This window comes from Streptomyces sp. TLI_171 (genome assembly GCF_003610255.1).
GTDB lineage: Bacteria > Actinomycetota > Actinomycetes > Streptomycetales > Streptomycetaceae > Kitasatospora.
In genome coordinates this window covers 970,544-987,791 of the sequence record NZ_RAPS01000001.1, presented here as the reverse complement: position 1 = coordinate 987,791, position 17,248 = coordinate 970,544, and the positions used below count along the sequence as shown (strand labels likewise).

Genomic DNA, 17,248 nt, shown 5'->3' with positions numbered 1-17,248 from the left:
CCGGTCAGCGCTTGACCCGGCTGCGGACGGCGAGCGCGGCGAGGCCGAGCAGGACCGGCTCGCCGATCCGGGAGGCCATCTCGACGACGGTGCCGGTCAGGGTGAGGTTCTGCCCGCTGGAGCGGAACACCACCGAGTTCACCACCACCAGCGCGGCCTTCTCGGCCCGGGCCGCGGTCACCCGCCGCCGCAGCGGCAGCGTGAGCACCGGGTCCGGGGTCCTGGTGGTCACCCGCACGGCGCCGTCGGCGTAGCTGCCGGTGGTCTGCGGGTCGGGGCTGTCGTTCGGCAGGCCGAACAGCATCATCGCCAACAGGGTGACCCCCATCGCCGCCAGCAGTCCGGACAGCGCCCGGGAGGCCCGCAGCCCGTACCCGGACGCCAGCCAGTACGCGCCCAGCAGCCGGCGCTCCGCCCGCGGCCGCTGGCGGTCGTGGCGGCGCATCTCCATCTCGCCGTAGTAGAAGTCGGCGGCGTCCGGCTCGTTGCGGGCCTCCTCGAACGCCTTGCGCAACTGCTGGTACACGCCCGCCAGATCGCCCGTGGCGGGTCCTAGGCCCGGCACGGCGTGGTGCGGGCCGGTCGGCCAGCCGCGGCCGTCCGGCCCGGGCGCGAGGGCCCGCCAGTGGGCCTCCTCGGCGATGACCTTGCGCCGGGACCAGCGCACGGGCAGCACGCCGCGGCGGTGCCAACCGGCCGGGGGAGCGGCGAAGCGGCAGCCGAAGCCGATCCGGATCTGGTCGAGGTGGAACGCCCCGGTGAACCGGCACCGGCTCAGATCCACGTCGGTGAGCACCAGATGGGCCACGTCGACGCCCTCCAGGTCCAGCAGCCGGACCGCGGCCGACAGCGACCCGGCCCCCAGCGGTCCCTCGTCGAGCGGTGCGCCGGTCGGCCCGGTGAACGGCACGGGCCAGAAGTGCACGGTCACCGGGGCGGACAGCGTCGCCCGGTTCAGCTGCAGCTCGGCGTACCGCAGGCGCAGCACCGCGGAGCCGTCGAACGCCGCCCGGGTGAAGGCCAGTTCGGCGGCGGCCGCCTCCACGGCGACCTGGACCCCCGAGAACCTGGCCCGGTCGAAGACGATCCGTCCGGCGCCGACCATCGGGCCGAGGTGCTGCAGCCCCTCGAAGACGGCGCCGTCGAACCGGGCCTCGCCCGCGAAGGCGACGGCGTCGAACCGGGCGGCGCCCGCGAAGGCGGCCGAGTCGAACCAGGCGGTGTCGGCGAAGGTCGCCGCGTCGAACTGCGCGGTGCGGGCGAACCGGGCCACGGTGAACCGGGCGAGGCCGTCGAAGACCGCCGCGTCGAAGCGGGCGTCGCGGGCGAACGCGGCGGTGTCGAACCACGCCGCGTCCCGGAACACCGCGCCGTCGAACCGGCCGGCCCGGGTGAAGGCGGCGGCGTCGAACCAGGCGGTGCGCTCGAAGGCGGCGGACCGGAACTGGGCGGTGCTGGTGAAGGTGGCCACGTCGAACCAGGCGCAACCGCGGAACACCGCCCGGCGGAACCGGGCCCGGTCGTGGAACACCACCTGGTTGAACCGGGCGTCCCGGGCGAAGACGACGTCGTCGAACCAGGCGTCGTCGTCGAAGACGGCCCGGTCGAAACGGGCCGTCCCGGCGAAGACGGCGCCCGTGAACACCGCGGTGTCGGTGAACGCGGCCCCGTCGAACGGGGCGTCACCGAGGAACTCCGCTCCGGAGAAGTCGACCCGGCCGAACCGCGGGCGTCCGGTCGCGGTGTCGGTGCAGGCGGCGCGCAGCGCGTCCAGCAGCGGCCGGTCCAGCGGGGTGCCGCGCAGATCGAGCGCGCTGCCCGCGGTCAGGGTGCGCAGGTACCCGGTGCGGGCGGGCCGGGGCAGGTGGCGCAGGCACTCCCGGCCGGCCCCCACCGGGACGCCCCGGCAGCCCACGGGGTCGGCGGCGGACGCTCCGTCGCCGCAGTGCGGCCAGGGCGGGGCGGAGGGCGCGAGCACGGCGGCGGTCATGGCGCTGTTGTAGCCGGGCCGCGCACCCGCCAAGCGCGCAACGGCAGGACTGTGACGGACTCGGCGAAAACCTGACAGGACGTCAGGGGGTCGGCGACGGGAACGCGAGGCGCTTCCTCGCGTCGAGGGCCCGGGCGCGCCATCCGTCGGTCAGTTGCTCGACCAGGTGGCCCATGAGTTCGAAGTCGCCGGCCTTCGCGGGGTCGGTGCGGGCGGCGGTGTCGATCAGAACGGTGCGCCCCGCGGACCAGCTGAGACTCACGCCGGCGGGCCCGGCCAGGTAGCCGTTCTCGTCCGGCTCGGTCGGCTTCGACAGGGCGTTCATGAGGTCGAAGGCCTCCTGGTCGGTCGCCATGGTGAGCACGATGAGGGTGAACCGGTTGTCCCGGATCGTGTACACGGCGCTCTGCGCGGCCGCGCAACGGCCCGCACGGCGGACGGTCTCCCGCTCGCGGGCCGCGATCCCCGGCAGGTCGGTGCAGGACGGCAGGTCGGCGGCCGACACCCGGACGAAGTCGGGGCCGACCCCGGCCGGCAGCGTGGCCGGGAAGAAGGCGTCCAGCGGGACGGTGTAGCCGTCCGGCAGTGCCGGCAGCGTCGGGCTCGGGGCCGGGGCGGCGGCCGAGACCGGCCCGGGCGGGGGCGGGGGCGTGGGGGCCGCCGGGGCCGCGGACGGACGGGGCTCCGCCTGGTCGGCGGCGGGGAGGTAGAGCAGGCCGCCGCCGACGGCGGCCAGGATCGCGGCGCTGACGCCCAGCACCAGGCGGCGTCGCCCGGCGCGCGGGGCGGGGTCGGCGGGGCCGCCGTGCAGCAGGTCCTCCCTGATCGTCGCCGAGCGGACGAACTCCTCGTCCAGGGTGAGGTCCCAGTCGGGGTCGTCGCCGCCCGGCGCGGGACCATCGGGATCGGAGGAGCGCATACCGACTCACCGTAGTGAGTCCGGGCTGCGCGAAGTTGATCAGTGCATCACAGTACCGTCACATTTGAAGGGCGGTCAGGACCGGGCGCCGTCCCGGGCCCACGCGCCGACGCCGATCCGGCCCGTGGTGCCGAGGTCCAGCTCCGGGGTGACCATCACCGGGGCCGCGCCCTGGGTGGCCCGGATCCGGACGTAGGGGGCGTTCACCGGGTCCGAGCCGAGGTCGGTGGTGTTGCGCCAGACCAGGGTGGACACCGCGCCCTGACCGGGCTGCAGGGTCAGGTGCTGCGGGGGCGCGTCCGCGCCCGTGGCACCGGCGATCGCCGCACCGCCCTGCAGCACCTGCACGGAGTCGACCGGGCGGTGCGCCGCGTCGAGGACCTGGGCCTGCGGGTAGCCGTCCAGTTCCACCGGCACCGTCCCGCAGTTGACCAGGTGCACGCCCACCGCCCGCAGGCCCATCGCCGCGTCGCCCCGGTCCGCGTACACGTGCACCCCCGTCGACGGGCAGGCGCCGCCCTGCGACGGCGCCTCGGCGGTCGGCACGCTGCGCACCCGGGCGATCCGGACGTCCGGGATCACCAGCGGCCGGTCCTGACCGGGGCGCTGTGCGGCCTGCGTACCCGGGGTGCCGGCGGCGCCGCCCAGGGCCAGCCGGCCCTTGGCGGTGCCGCCCGCGGGTACGGCGGTGACGGTTCCGGTCGGGTCGGCGGCCGACCGGGCGGCGCCGGCGGACCACTGGAACAGCACGGCCGCGTCGGCGGGTTCACTGCCCGGGTTGGTCACCTCGAACTCGGCGCACACCTCGTTCACCGCGAGGATCCGCACCCCGTCCTTCGACCAGCCCTCGTGCGGCGCGGCCCCGCTGCTCGGCCACGCCACCGGCGCGCCGCACGGTCCCGCGGCGGTGGACGGTTCGGCGGCGGGACCGCCCGGGGCGACCGTCGAGCCGCAGCCCGCCAGGGCGACGGAGGCGAGCAGCACGGACGCGGCGAGCGGAAGCGGGCGCAGGGCGGCGGTGGAGCGGAACGGAGCCATCCGTCGAGTCGATCACACCGCACACGAAGGGGGCTGTGACGCCGGTCACAGCCAGTGCAACGGGCCTGCAACAGTAGCGGGTTCGACCCGGCTGTGGCGAACTCACCCGTGCGAGCCCGGACTTCGAGGAGCTCGTCCGTCGAGGCGCGAGAGACTCGTTCCAGGCAATCCACCACCAAGGGTGCTACCACGACGAGTTGGCCGTCGGGGTCCCAGGGCGGAAGCCCCGACTGCGCCGGCGGCTGCGAGGCGCTGAACCTCGTCACGACGCTGATCCACCCCGCCGCGCCGCAGGGCCGGCCAGCCGGGCGAAGGACGTTCCGTCGTGCGCGCGCTGCCCGCCGCCGCGGGTGATCACGCCCAGGGGTCGAGCCGTCAGAAGATCCGCCCGCGTGCTCACATGGGCAGGGAGTGCAGGCGCACCGGACCGGCCGGCCAGGCGGCGCCGGGCATGATCGGGATCCACATCGCGCCGATCGGCACCGGCGCCGGGCCGTCCGGCTGGTCGGCCGTCACCGGGTCGGGGAGCGGGGACCAGCCGAGGCGGGCGTACAGCGGGCCGCGGTCGGGGAGGCAGAACAGCAGGGCGAGGTCCAGCCCGTCGGCGCGGGCGGCGTCCAGGGCGCCCGCGACGGCGGTCCGGGCCAGGCCGTGGCCGCGCCAATGCGGGTCGACGATCACGCCGCCGATGCCCGCGACGTCGAAGCGCCGGCCGCCCGCCTCGACCGGGACGGTCAGCAAACCGGCGCGGGCCACCACCCGGCCCTCCCGGCGGACACCGAAGTGGCGGTCCTCGGGACGCCAGGTGACGCCCAGCGCGCCGGTCTCGAACGGATCGTCCGCGCCGCCGCCGAGAGCCTGCACCTCCGGCCGGCCCCACTCGGCCAACTCGACCGCCGCCGACTCCCGTCGGCTCTCCGCCATGCCCGCCCGCCCCCTCGATCCGATCGGCGCCCCGTCCCTCGGGGGCCGGTCTCAGCCGCAGTCGCACCCGCAGTCGCAACCGTCACAGCCGTCGCAGCAGCTGCAGCAGTCCCCGTCGCAGCCGTTGCAGCAGTCGCACCCGTCGCAGCAGTCGTTGCGCTGGCAGAAGCCCTCGCGCCGCTCCCGGGAGTACGGGTCGTCATGGCTGCAGCAGAGCAACTGGCAGGTGCAGGCCATGGCCAGCCAGACCGCGCAGCCGGGTATCACGGTGCGCGGCTGCTTGGGCTTCTCGGGGTGGCCGGGCCGCCGGTGCGGGGCGTCCGGGTCGGCGCCGGGCGGGGCGGTGCTCGCGCAGGCGTGGTCGGGACGGCCGAAGACCCGGTCCACGGCCTCGCCGGTCTCGTGCGCCAGCAGCCGGTGCACCAGCGCCCGGTCGGTGAACTCCACCTCGGAGAGCGCCAGTCGGATGCCGTGCACGGCGTCCCGGCACAGGCGCTCCGCCTCCGCCTGCGGGGTGCCGGTGACGGTCAGCGGGTTCCACAGGCCCCTCGCCTCGTCCTCCGCCCGGTCCTCCGCCGCGTCGATCAGGTGCGCCAGCCGCCCGAACAGCCGGCCCGCCTCGGCGAGCGCCGCCGCGTTGCCCGGACGTCCCGCCAGCACCGCCGTGTGCGCGAACGCCGCCGCCGTCGCCTCCTCGGTCGGCGCCGTCGCCAGCAGCAGCGGCCCGCCGGCGGTCACCGCCGACTCCGCCTCCTCCTGCCGCCCGGCCGCCGCCAGCAGCACCCCGGTGTCGAAGCCGACCGCCGCCGCACTGCCCGCGCTCTGCCGCTCCCAACGCCGCGTCACCCGCCGCGCCCCCGCCGCCACCGGCCGCCGCGCGAACACCCCGTCGCCGTCGAGCACATGGTCACGGACCTTCACCGACGCCAGCGCCAGCGACACCGCCGCCGCCAGCCGCGCCCCCTCGCCACGCGCCACCGGCGCCGTCCGCATCCCCCGCAGCGGACACGGCCCGGCCGTCCGGCGGTCCGCGACCCGCGGGGACTGCGCCTCCACCAGCACCGAGATCACCAGGCCGTCGTAGTTGGTCGCGGTCCGCGCCAACTGGCCGTGATCGTCCCGCAGCGCGAGACACAGCCCGCACAAGTGCGCCATCCAGGAAGCGTGCAGCCGCTCCGACAGCCGATGCCGACACGGCCTGATGATCCCGAACACGCCCGCCCCCTCCACCCCACCGCGCTGACCCGCGCCATCCTAATGACGCAGGTCGCGCCGCTGAAGGTTCCACCGCAACGTTCCGGCAACGGCCCCGGACGGAGCGCCGGTGCTCTGCTTCGGAGGGCGGCGGACGACCTCAGGGTGTGCAGGAGCCGTTCGGGCCGCCCGTGCAGAGCAGGCCGGCGGGGGACGAGAGCTGCCACGGGTGGGCGGGACCGCCCGGGGCGGGGTCGGGGGCGACGGCGAGGGTGTGCCCGGTGTCGAAGCCGAGCAGCAGGCCGCCGGCCGGGGTGACGCTCGCGGTGGTGACGGTGGCCTCGGCGAGCCGGGCGAGCGGGCCGGCCGCGGAGAGCCCCAGCGCCGGGTAGAAGTGGTCGACCTCCGCGCCGCGCACCAGCCGGAAGTCGTTCTCCACCGTCAGCAGCAGCTCGCCGTCCAGCCGCAGCACCAGCCGGTCTCCACCGCCGAGCGCCCGCACCGCGACACCCTCCAACGCCGACCCGACCGACTGCCCCACCCCGCACCTCCCCGAACCGAACCGAGCCGAATGCTGCCCTCGGGCCCGAACCTGCGGCCGAAGCCGCGCCCGAATCCGAGCACGAAGCCGAACCGCCGCCCGCCACCGGAGCCGGGCCTGCGCCCGGGCCTGGGCCCGACCGGTACCTGGGCCGGGCGACCCGGACTTGGATGCCGACCCGAACCCGACCGCTCAGCCGAACCCGCGCCGACCTGCCTATTCTTACCCCCCACCGGCCCCGGTACCCGTCACGAACCGCCGGGCAACCGCAGGCCGGCTGCCGTCCGTCAGGCGCCGTCCGCCGCGCCGACGGTGGGCGTGCCCGTCAGCGGCGCGCCGCTCAGCAGCTCGGCCGGCCCGATGCCCGGCGGCTGCGCCCGGACGGCCAGACACGCCGTCAGGCGGGCCGCGGCGGAGGGCCGCAGCACCCGCGCCGCCTCCTCCGGCGTGAACAGGCGCCACTCCACGAGCTCGTCCTCCTGCAGCCGGATCGCGGCCAGCTGGTCCGCCGTCACGGTCCCGCCGTCGAAGACCAGGACCAGGTGCGGCGGGTCCCACGGGTGGTCGGCGGCCCAGTCCACGGCGAGCAGCCGCCCGGGCTCCCGGTGCCAGCCGAGTTCCTCCAGGGTCTCCCGACGGGCGGCCTCGCGGGGCAACTCGCGGTCGGCCTCGATCGACCCGCCCGGCAGCACCCACGGCGAGGCGTCCCGCCAGGGTTTCAGACGTACCAGCAGCGCCCGCCCCTCCGGGTCTGTGAACAGCGTCCGGGCCTTGCCGCGCAGCCGGGGCCGGCTGGCCAGGTAGGTGTCGCGGTCCATCGGCGGGGGTGGCGCGGCCCGGCCGCTCCCGGGCGGCAGCAGACCGGCCAGTTCCGCCGGACCGGTGTACGGCGGGGCCGGCCACGGCGCCAGGTGGAGGGCGGTGTGCCCGGCGGGCAGGCCGTCGGCGAGCTCCAGCGGCGCGGCCGCCCGCGGGGCCCGCACGCAGGACCCGACCCGGCGCGACAGCAGGGGCGGCAGGGCGGAGAGCAGCTGACCGGGCGTCAGGTACGCCAGCCCGTCCAGCTCGGCGGCCTCCAGCCGGACCGCCGCCCGCTGCTGCGCCGTCAGTGGGTCCGCCCAGTACAGGAACGCGGCGATCGGCGGCCGGTGGCGGTCCCGCGCCCAGTCCAGGCAGGCCAGCTCCCGCAGCACGGGCGTGATGCCCAGCTCCTCCTGGATCTCCCGGACGGCGGTGTGCCGCGGCGAGCGGTCCGTCGCGTCCCACCCCCCGCCCGGCACCTCGATCGGATGCTTCGACAGGTACGACGTCCGGACCACCATCACCCGCCCCTGCTCGTCCGGGAACAGCACCCCCGCCGCCGCCAGCACGTCCCGCCCCGCCTCGCCGTCCAGCCCCGCCATCGCAGCCCCCTCCGCCGGTCCCCGGTCCGCCTCTCCACCAGCATGGCGCACGGCGGTGCGTCCCCGGCCCGAAAACCGACGAGCCCGTGACCGGGACCGACGGGTCGTCACGGGCTCGCGGCGGCGGCCCCACAGCCGGGGCCGGTGCCGTCAGGCGTTCGCGGGCGTCTCCTGGAGCTGCGCGTACGGCGCCAGCTTGCGGAGCGACTCGATGCTCTTCAGGCACTGCTCGCGGGACTCCTCCGGGTCACCGGTCACCACGACCGACCCGTTGCTCGCCTTCAGGCGGAAGCGGTGGTTGCCCGACTCGTCCACGTACAGCTCGAACTTCCCAGCCATGTCAATGCGCACCTCTCGCTCGGATAGCCCCCACGGCAGCCAACGTAGGGTCAACTTCCGCCCCGTGCCTCCCGGGTGTGCCATCCGGGTCCCCCGGCCGGACCCGAAGGCGGGGCCGACCCGGGAGCTGCTGGTTGACGGTGTCGTAGCCGATGACGGTCTCCTGGCCGGCTCTGGTCGGGTCGCTACGAAGGCGCCCGCCGGCAAGGGCAGGTCCGGCCCGAGCCCCAGTACGGCACGATCCGGCTGACTACGGGTGCCTTCCGCGGCACCGGGCGCACCAGGTAGGCGGGTGGTCAGACCGGCCTGCACAGTGCGCGGGCAGTCGACCTCCGAGCCCAGGCGTTCGGCGTCCTCCGCGACGGTGACCTGGTGGCCCGGACGGTTCGTCGGGAGCCGGCCGAGGGCGGGGTGCTCAGGCCGGCTCCGGCCGCTCCCGGACCACCTCGGCGGCGGGGCGGTCGGTGCGCACGCCCTGGTAGCGCGGTGCGCGCAGCCGGCCGTCGCGGGTCCACTCGGTGAAGGCGACCTGCACCACCAGCCGGGGCTGCACCCAGTGCGGGGCGCGCACCGGCACCTCCTCGCCGAACGGGCGCTCGTCGACGGCGAGTTGGGAGAGCGTCCGATGCAGGGCGTGCAGGGTGCGGGTGTCGAAGCCGGTGCCGACCTTGCCGGCGTAGCGCAGCCGGCCGTCCTCCTGGTAACCGAGCAGCAGGGCGCCGAAACCGAGCCGGCTGCCGGCCGGATCCGTCCAGCCGCCGACCACGAACTCCTGCGCGCTCTCGCACTTCAGCTTCAGCCAGTCCCCGGACCGGCCGGGCAGGTACCGGCCGGCGGCGCGCTTGGCGATCAGGCCCTCCCAGCCGCGGGCGCACGCCTCGGCCAGCGGGACGGGACGGCCGGGCTCGGCGGGCAGGTAGTCGACCAGCCGCAGCGGATCGCCGAACTCCACCGCCTCGGCGAGTAGTTGACGCCGCTCCAACAGGGTCAGGCCGGTGGTGTCGTGACCCTGCAGGTTCAGCAGGTCGAACAGCAGGTAGTGCACGGCGACTCCGCTGGCCAGCGCCCGCGCCGGATCGTGCAGGCCCATCCGCTGTTGCAGCCGGGCGAAACTGGTGCGGTCGCCGTCGAACGCCACGATCTCGCCGTCCACCGTGAACCGCGGCACCGGCTGGGCGGCCAGCGCCGCCACCAACTCCGGGTAGGCGCTCTCCAGTTGCTGCCCCGTTCGGGAGCGCAGCGTCACCCGGTCGCCGTCCCGTTCCGCCACCGCCCGGATCCCGTCGAGCTTCCGCTCCACCACCCATCCCTCGTCGAACACCCGCCGCGCACTCGACGTCGCCAGCATCAATCCAGTGGTCCGCACCCCGGCACCGTTCCCCCCGTCCGCCACCCCCCAACCGCCCACTCACCCAGCCGGCCGCCCCACCGACGGCCCATCGCGGGTCGGAACCAGAACGCCTTGGCGGCCGCGTGCCCGGCGCACGCCGCCCGCGGCCGCCCACAGCGTGTCGAAGTCCGCCGCCTCCAGGTACGCCGCCGTTCGCGCCACCTGATCGGGCGTCAGCACCAGGTGGGACGGCCGGTCGAGGTCGTCGTCCGGGAACAGCGGCAGGTGGCCACTCGCGGACCGGTCGGCGGTCGGGAGGTCAGGGGCGCAGGGCGCGTTCCAGGGCCGGGCGGTGGGTGGCGAGCCAGGATTGCAGGCGGTCCCAGCGGGGCCAGCCGCCGTAGGAGCGGAAGTAGGCGACGAAGGCGGGTTCGGCGGCGGCCACCCGGCGGGCGACGAAGGAGCGGCAGACGGCGGTGGCCTGTTCCAGGACGGCGGGCAGTGCCGACCGGTCGGAGGGGGAGAGGCCGTAGGCGTCGGCGAACCGGGCCAGGCGGTGCGGCACCGCGAGGTGGGCGCGGGCGGTCTCGGCGGCGGTGGCCGGGTCCAGGACCGGGATCCAGTAGCGGAGGGTCATGGCCACGTCCCAGAGCGGGCGGCCGGGCGCGGCCAGGTCGAAGTCGATCAGGGCGGCGGCCCGGCCCGCGCGGAACACCGTGTTCTCCACGCAGACGTCGTTGTGGCAGAGCAGCGGCCCGCCCTCCGGGTCGGCCAGCTCGGCGGGCCACGCGGCCGAGGTGTCGAAGGGGGTGCGGGCCGCGGCCTCGTGCCAGCGCCGCAGCAGCCGCGCCACCGACACCAGGGCGTCCTCGCCCAGGGCCCACGCCGGGTACGGCAGCACCGCGACGTCCCCGGCCACGAACTCCAACCGCTCCCGTCCGGCGGTCACCCGGCCCACCGGCACCGGCGCCCCGGCGAAACCGCCCGCCCGAAGGGCCGTCAGGAAGCCGTGCAGGGCGGGGGCGTGCGGCGGCGCCGGGCGCTCCACCGCGCCGCCGCGCCGCACCACCGCGCCGGCGTTCGCCAGCCCACCCGCCAGTACCTGTCCGTCCACCCGGTGATCGTGCCCAATCGGCGCGGGCACGTCCAGCGGCGGGTCAGCCGAGGCGGGCGGTCACCGTCTTGGGACGCTGGTACTCGCGCAGGGCGAGGGCCGACAGATCGGTGCCCGCGCCGGAGCCGCGGCGGCCGCTGTGCGGGAGTTCGGCGGACTGGGCGAGGTGGCAGTTCAGCCAGACCTCGCCCGCCGAGATCCGGTCGGTGAGGGCCAGGCCGGTGCCGAGGTCGGTGGTCCAGACGGAGGCGGCGAGCGCCTGCGGCACGGATTCGGCGAGGGCGACGGCCTCGTCCAGGTCGGCCGCGCGCTGGACGGTCAGCAGCGGGCCGAACACCTCGTCGACCACGGCCGGGTCGTCCGCGGGAAGGTCGGCCAGGATGGTGGCCGGCCGCCACAGGCCGTCGGCGCGGCCGGGCCCGGTGCGGATGGTCTTCGCACCGGACGACGACAGGATCCGGTCGTACCGGGCCGCCTGGTCCGGGTTGTTCAGCGGACCGAAGTCGCGCCCGGCCTCCCGCTCGGCCATCGCGGCGGCCAGCGCCTCGACCGCCGCCTCGTACGCCTCCGCCAGGACGATCACCCGGGCGGGCGCGGCGCAGCTCTGCCCCGCGTTGTAGGTGCACGCGGCGGCGAGCTGCCGCCAGGTGTCGGCGGGTGCGTCGGGGAGGACCAGCACCGGACTGTTGCCGCCGAGTTCGAGGCTGACGGGCGTCAGCCCGGCGCGTTCGACGACCTCGGCGCCGCCGGCGGGGCTGCCGGTGAAGGCGATCAGGTCGCAGCCGGCGGCGATCAGCTGGCGGCCGGTCTCCCGGTCGCCCGGCAGCGCGGTCAACACGCCCGGGCCGAGGGCCTGTTCGGCGTGCTCGGCGAGCAGCAGGGCGCTGTCGGGAGTGGTCTCGGCGGGCTTCAGCACCACCGTGTTGCCCGCGGCGAGCGCCGGTGCGCAGCGCCAACCGGCCATCAGCAGCGGGTAGTTCCACGGGACGACGGCCGCGACCGTGCCGACCGGCTCCCAGCGCACCCAACTCTGGTGCCCGGCCAGGTAGTCGCCGGCGGCGGGGGAGGTTCCGGCGCGCACCGCGCCGCCGTAGAACCGGAACAGGTCGGCCACCTCGGCGATCTCCCCGGCCGCCTCGGCGGCCGGCTTGCCGGTGCCCGCGCACTCGGCGGACAGGTACGCGTCGGCGTGCCGCTCGATCAGGTCGGCGAGAGCGGCCAGCCGGCGGTGGCGCTCGCGCGGGGTGAGCGCGGCCCACCCGGTGCGGGCGGCGCGGGCCGCGGCGACGGCGGCCGTCACCTCGGCGGCGCGGCCGGGTTCCAGGGCGCCGCGGACGGCTCCGGTGCGGGGGTCGATCAGGTCCATCGCGGGTGCTCCAGGTGTCGTGCGGATTCACCGGCGTCCGGCGGCGCCGGCAGCTGCCGTGCTCACAGGTCGTAGGCGCGCAGCCAGAGTTCGAGGGTGAGCAGCAGCCAGAGCTTGCCGCCGTGGCGGGGGAGCAGCAGTCCGCCGCCGCGCATCCAGGTCTCCACCGTGTCGGGCCGGAACAGGCCGCGGGCGCGGGCGGTCGGGCCGAGCAGCAGGTCGGCGGCGAGCTCGCTGAGCGGCCCGCGCAGCCACTGCTGCACCGGGACCCGCATGCCGCTCTTGGGCCGGTAGGTGACGGTGTCCGGCAGCAGGTCGCGGACCGCCTCCTTGAGGATCCACTTCTCCTCGGTGCCGCGGAGCTTCAGCGCCGCCGGGGTGGCGAAGGCGTGGTCGACCACCCGCCGGTCGAAGAGCGGGGAGCGGCCCTGCACGCCCTGCGAGGCGGTCAGCCGCTCCACCTTGGTGAGGATGTGGTGGGCGCCCTTGGTCCGCAGGTTGCAGTGCAGCAACTGGTCGAGCAGGGACGGCATCCGGTGGTCCGTCAGGTACGGGGCGACGTGCCGGCGCGGGTGCGGGGCGCCCGCCAGCTCCGCCAGCGCCGCGCCGGTGAGCAGCACCGGCAGGTCCTCCCAGCACTTGCGGTAGGTGTGCAGGTAGGCGTCGGCGCGGGCCTGTTCGGACGGGTCGTCGCGGAGCAGTTCGAAGACCAGCATCGGCAGGTTCTTCGGCCCGCCGAACACCGGGTCGCCGCCCTCGCCGTTCAGCGAGACCGTCAGGCCGTCGGCGGCGACGGCCTCGGCGAGCATCAGGTTGGGCACCGTCAGCGGGTCCCCGACGGGGCTGTCCAGCAGGGCCACGGTGTCCGCCAGCCGGGCCGCGACCTGCTCGCCGGGCACGGTCAGCACCCGGTGCGCCGTCCCGCAGTGCGCCGCCACCAGCCCCGAGTAGCCCAGCTCGTTGGGCAGTTCGTGGCCGAAGCTGATCGAGTAGGTGCGCACCGGCCGGTCGTGCAGCCGCGCGGCCAGCGCCGTCACCAGCGAACTGTCCACGCCGCCGGACAGCAGCACCGCCGCGTCCTGCCCCGCGGGCAGCCGCCGCGCGACCGCCTGCTCCAGCAACTCCCGCAGCTCGGACGCGAAGTGACGGTTCGTCGGCTCTTCGGTGGCGGTGGCCTGCGGCTCCCAGTACGGCTCGATCCGGACGGCGCCGTCCGGCCGCAGCCAGGTCACCTTGCCGGGCAGCAGCTCGGCGACCCCGCGCAGCAGGGTCTCCTCGCCCGGCAGGTAGGCGAAGGTCAGGAAGGAGCGGACCGCCGCCAGGTCCAACCCGGTGTCCACATCGGTGCGTTGCCGCAGCGCCCGGAGCGAGCTGGACACCGCCCAGCCGCCGTCCCGGGTGCGGCAGTGGAACGCGGTGCGGGCCCCGGTGTGGTCGCGGACCAGCACCAGGTCGGGCCCGTCCAGCACCGCCAGGGTGAACATGCCGTCGGCGGCCCGCAGCCCGTCCGGGCCGAGCGCAAGCCAGCACCGCAGCAGCAACTCCCCGTCCGGGCAAGACGGTTCGGCGGGCCGGCCGGCGGCGGCCAGGGCCGCCAGCAACTCGCCGCGGTTGTGCAGCGTGACCTCGCCGACGGCGGTCCGGCCGTCGACGGTGAACGGACCGTCGGCGAACCCGGGGACCCCGGTCAGCAGCGCCGCCGAGACCTGCCGCCCGCCCGCCTCGAACGGCCCGGCCACCAGGCCGGGTTCGGCCTGCCGGCGGTCGGCGGGCAGCGAGACCACGGTGTAGCGGGCCGGCCGGTGCGACCGGGGGAGGGCGGCGGTGGCAGCGGCCGTCGAACGGCGGTGGTGCTCAGCCAAAGTCGTCCCCGTCCCAGGCGTCGCCACCCGCGTGCTGCTGGTCGTCGGGCGTGTCGAACCCGTTGCCGTGGTCGTCGAAGTCGCCGAAGTCGCCGCCGCCGTCCCCGCCGCCACCGCTGTCGCCGCCGGAGGAGGAGCGGGCCCGCTCGGCGGCCTCCCGGCGCAGTTCCTCCTCCTCGTCGTCGGAGAGCAGCTCGGGCGCGTAGCTGGCGGCGGCGATGCCCGCGCCGAGGCCGAGCGCACCGAGCACCACGCCGACCCGGCCGGGGAAGGAGCTGCGGTTGACCAGGACGTAGCGGCCCTGGCCCCACACGGTGCGCCCGTAGCCGAGGTCGCGGCCGTAGCCGACCCGCCCGTCCGCGTGGGTGCGCTTGACCAGGTCGCGGCCGAGGCGCTCGTCGGTGCCGGAGTCGCCCCGGTCGTCGCGCCAGTGGATCCGGCCGTCGGCGCCCCGGCTGCGCCACTCGCTGCGGCCGTCGGAGTACCGGCGGTGGGCCGTGCCGTCGGCCAGCAGCTCGTCGCTGTAGGTGATTTCGGGTGGCTGGGTCATCGTCCTCGTCCTCGCGCGGTCAGGGCGTCGGCCAGGTCAGGAAGCCGGTGTCGCGGGCCCGGGTGGGCGCGGCCGGGCGGGCGGGCGGGGCGAAGCCGCCGCCGCGCAGGGTGCGCAGCACCGTGCGCAGCAGGCGGGACGGGCGGATCGCGGCGAGCTCGACGGTCCGCCCGCCGGCCAGCCAGGCCCGCTCGGCGGCCGGCAGCTCGGCGGGCAGCTCGTCCGCGCCGCACTGCACCTGGCCGCCGAGGGCGGCCAGGTGCAGGGCGGCGGCGTGCCGGGGCAGCAGGCCCATGGTGCGCACCAGCAGCCGGGGGCCGGCGTGTTCGCGCACCCGGAGGAACAGCTCCAGCCCGGCGGGGGAGGCGTCGTGCAGCACGTGCACCACCGCGCCGTCGGCCCGCGCCATCGCCGCCAGCAACTCCGGTTCCAGTGGGAGCCGTTCGGGCGTGACGATCGGGCAGGCGCCTTCCAGGTGCAGGCGGTTGGCCAGCAGCATGCCGGCGATCGCCGGGTCCTGGCAGACCAGCAGCCGGGGGAAGGCGTAGTCGTACAGGTCGCGCTCCGGTCCCGGCCGGTGCGGACGCGGCGCCACCCGGTCGGGCAGCACCGGGAGTTCGGGGTGGCGGGCGAGCGCGGCCGCGAACCGGCCGGGGGAGAGCAGCGGCCGGGTGGTGTACCGCAGCCGGTGCGGGCCCCGGTGCAGGGGGAGCAGCGCGCGGTCCGTCTCCCAGTACAACTGGCGTCCGGTGAACAGGAGTTGGCCGGGCCGGGCGCACCGGTCGTGGGCCCGTCGCAGGGCTCGGTCGACCAGGCGGTCGGTTATCGAGGGCATCCGGCCTCCAGCGGGCGCGGCCGCATGCTGATGCGCACGGTCACCGGCCGCCGTCCGTCGGGCGCGGCGCCGGGGCGTCGGAGCCGGTCCGCGGCGCGGGCACGGCCTGCGGCCAGGTGAGGAAGCCGATCCGCTCGGCCTGCCGGCGGGTGTCGGCCGGGGACTCGGGCGGCGCGGCGGGCACGGTGACGGCCCGTTCGACGGCCTTCTCCACCAGGGCCAGCAGCTTCGCCGGGGGCATCGAGACCAGCGGCGAGTGCCACTGGCAGATCAGCCAGTCCCGCTCCTGCGGCGACAGCCGCTGCCAGCCGGGCGAGGCTTCCAGCTGCGCGGGCAGGGCCGTCGACCGCCGGGTGCGCAGCCGGACCGCCTTCGCCGGGACCAGCACCGAGCGGGGTGCGAGTCCGGCGTCCACCACCCGCCGGCCCGGCAGCGCGGCCCGCATCGCCACCGAGTAGGCGAGCGCCGCGAGCGACAGGTCGCGCAGCACCACCACCGGGAGCGCGGCGGGTATCCGGTCCGGCGAGTCGACCAGCAGCACCTGGTGCCGGGCCGCGAAGTCGTTGGCCCGCAGGAAGTCCGCCACCGCGGGGATCTCGCACAGCACCACGGCCCGGGCCTTGGCCGTCACGACCGGGGAGCCGGCCGGGACCTGCCGGACCAGGCCGGGCGGCAGGCTCGGATAGACCTTCAGCCAGCGGCCCACCACCCGGTTCTCGAAGTCGGCCGGACTCGTCCGCGGGTACAGGCCGGGGTCGGTGAACGGCTGCCGGGCGCGGGTGAACTGCCGGACGGAGAGCACGGCGAGGACGAGCACGACCGGGCCGAACAGGATCCACGCGTAGGCGCCGATCATGGTGGCGAACCAGCCGATCAGCAGGGCGACGACGCCCAGCACCACGCCGCCGGTGACGCTGCCGCGGGTCTCGGTGCCGACCGGGAAGCGGTACTGGCGGCGTTCGTTGACCCAGTACAGCTGCTCGACGGTGATCTTCAGGCCGCCGGCGGTGGCCTTCGCCACCAGCTCGCGGAACTTGATGTCGTGCAGCCGCCCCGGCTCCACCTTCGGATCGAGTGCGAACACCTTGCGGCAGCGCGAGCAGGTGTGGCCGGTGCGTTCCTTCTGCCTCAGGTCTACCCGGCAGTTCGGACAGATCATCGGGCGTCCTCCAGCGTCATCGGGCGTCCTCCAGGGCGGCGGCGATCCGGTGCAGTCGGTGCGCCAGCCGCTCCCGGAGGGTGACCGTACCCACTCGCTGACCGGCCGTCACCTCGCGCAGCGCGGCGGCCAGTCGGTGCTCGCCGCGGCCCTCGGCGACGTCCGCGGTGATGGCGTAGTCCTCGTGGTCGATGCCGTAGCCGGTGTTGGCGGCCAGGATCGCCAGCCGGTTGCCGCCGCGGTTGCCGAAGGAGTGCGGCATCAGTTCGGGGATCCGGATCAGCGTGCCCGGCGCCAGCTCGATGTCCACCACCCGGCGGCGGCGCTCGTCGTACAGTCCGCAGGAGGCCGGGCCGAGCGCCAGCACCAGGTGCTCGCCGCCGTGCGCGTGCGGCGTGAAGGCGCTGTGCGGGGCGACCAGGCCGAGCTTGTAGGTGGCGTTCGACGGGCGTTCCGGCGAGGTCGCGGCGTCCCCGATGAAGTAGTGCGCCCACTGCTGGTCGTCGATGAAGCGCAGCAGCCCGCTGTCCGGGTCGTGCGGGCCGAGTTCGCGCGCGCCGCCGCGGTCCGCGCGCAGCACCCGACCGTCCGGCCGCAGCCGGTACAGCTCGGCGCCGTCCGGCAGCTCGGACGCCTGGCGCTCCAGCCCCCGCAGCCCCCCGCGCATCGACATCCACGACCCCC

General features: G+C 76.1%; 16 protein-coding genes. All 16 read right to left on the bottom strand.

Annotated elements, in window-relative coordinates:
* Nucleotides 1–4: 4 nt before the first annotated feature.
* Nucleotides 5–1,990, bottom strand: coding sequence for a pentapeptide repeat-containing protein (locus BX266_RS04545; RefSeq protein WP_099897633.1), 1,986 nt, complete (start codon nt 1,988–1,990; stop codon nt 5–7).
* 82 nt (nt 1,991–2,072) lie between these two features.
* Nucleotides 2,073–2,909: a hypothetical protein gene (locus BX266_RS04540; RefSeq protein ID WP_099897632.1), complete on the bottom strand. Its 837-nt coding sequence runs from the start codon at nt 2,907–2,909 to the stop codon at nt 2,073–2,075.
* A 75-nt stretch (nt 2,910–2,984) separates the two neighbouring features.
* A complete protein-coding gene (locus tag BX266_RS04535; protein WP_099897631.1) occupies nt 2,985–3,947 on the bottom strand; it encodes a DUF4232 domain-containing protein in 963 nt (320 codons plus the stop codon).
* A 396-nt stretch (nt 3,948–4,343) separates the two neighbouring features.
* The gene (locus tag BX266_RS04530) at nt 4,344–4,871 is read right to left on the bottom strand and encodes a GNAT family N-acetyltransferase (RefSeq protein WP_099897630.1); all 528 of its coding nucleotides are present in this window, start codon (nt 4,869–4,871) and stop codon (nt 4,344–4,346) included.
* 51 nt (nt 4,872–4,922) lie between these two features.
* Nucleotides 4,923–6,086, bottom strand: a complete 1,164-nt coding sequence (locus BX266_RS38370) for a DUF5685 family protein (RefSeq protein ID WP_099897629.1) — start codon at nt 6,084–6,086, stop codon at nt 4,923–4,925.
* A 139-nt stretch (nt 6,087–6,225) separates the two neighbouring features.
* Nucleotides 6,226–6,606, bottom strand: coding sequence for a DUF6188 family protein (locus tag BX266_RS38365; protein ID WP_180290376.1), 381 nt, complete (start codon nt 6,604–6,606; stop codon nt 6,226–6,228).
* 287 nt (nt 6,607–6,893) lie between these two features.
* A complete protein-coding gene (locus BX266_RS04515; protein WP_099897628.1) occupies nt 6,894–8,009 on the bottom strand; it encodes an NUDIX hydrolase in 1,116 nt (371 codons plus the stop codon).
* Nucleotides 8,010–8,159: 150 nt separating this feature from the next.
* Nucleotides 8,160–8,348: a DUF1508 domain-containing protein gene (locus BX266_RS04510; RefSeq protein ID WP_099897627.1), complete on the bottom strand. Its 189-nt coding sequence runs from the start codon at nt 8,346–8,348 to the stop codon at nt 8,160–8,162.
* A 415-nt stretch (nt 8,349–8,763) separates the two neighbouring features.
* The gene (gene ligD / locus BX266_RS04505; protein ID WP_259464541.1) at nt 8,764–9,714 is read right to left on the bottom strand and encodes a non-homologous end-joining DNA ligase; all 951 of its coding nucleotides are present in this window, start codon (nt 9,712–9,714) and stop codon (nt 8,764–8,766) included.
* A 283-nt stretch (nt 9,715–9,997) separates the two neighbouring features.
* Nucleotides 9,998–10,792 carry a phosphotransferase gene (locus BX266_RS04500; RefSeq protein WP_099897625.1) on the bottom strand — a complete coding sequence of 265 codons (795 nt, stop codon included), beginning with the start codon at nt 10,790–10,792 and terminating at the stop codon, nt 9,998–10,000.
* Nucleotides 10,793–10,835: 43 nt separating this feature from the next.
* Nucleotides 10,836–12,158, bottom strand: a complete 1,323-nt coding sequence (locus tag BX266_RS04495) for an aldehyde dehydrogenase family protein (protein ID WP_099897624.1) — start codon at nt 12,156–12,158, stop codon at nt 10,836–10,838.
* Nucleotides 12,159–12,220: 62 nt separating this feature from the next.
* Nucleotides 12,221–14,020: an asparagine synthetase B gene (locus BX266_RS04490; protein WP_259464540.1), complete on the bottom strand. Its 1,800-nt coding sequence runs from the start codon at nt 14,018–14,020 to the stop codon at nt 12,221–12,223.
* Nucleotides 14,013–14,570, bottom strand: coding sequence for a hypothetical protein (locus tag BX266_RS04485; protein ID WP_259464539.1), 558 nt, complete (start codon nt 14,568–14,570; stop codon nt 14,013–14,015). Before BX266_RS04485 ends, BX266_RS04490 begins: the two co-directional genes overlap by 8 nt.
* Before the next feature lie 19 nt (nt 14,571–14,589).
* Nucleotides 14,590–15,405 (bottom strand): hypothetical protein, encoded by an 816-nt coding sequence (locus tag BX266_RS04480; protein ID WP_259464538.1) that lies wholly within the window; start codon nt 15,403–15,405, stop codon nt 14,590–14,592.
* Nucleotides 15,406–15,445: 40 nt separating this feature from the next.
* Nucleotides 15,446–16,564, bottom strand: a complete 1,119-nt coding sequence (locus BX266_RS04475; protein ID WP_099897623.1) for a hypothetical protein — start codon at nt 16,562–16,564, stop codon at nt 15,446–15,448.
* Nucleotides 16,565–16,580: 16 nt separating this feature from the next.
* Nucleotides 16,581–17,237, bottom strand: a complete 657-nt coding sequence (locus tag BX266_RS04470; RefSeq protein ID WP_099897622.1) for a hypothetical protein — start codon at nt 17,235–17,237, stop codon at nt 16,581–16,583.
* Nucleotides 17,238–17,248: the final 11 nt, after the last annotated feature.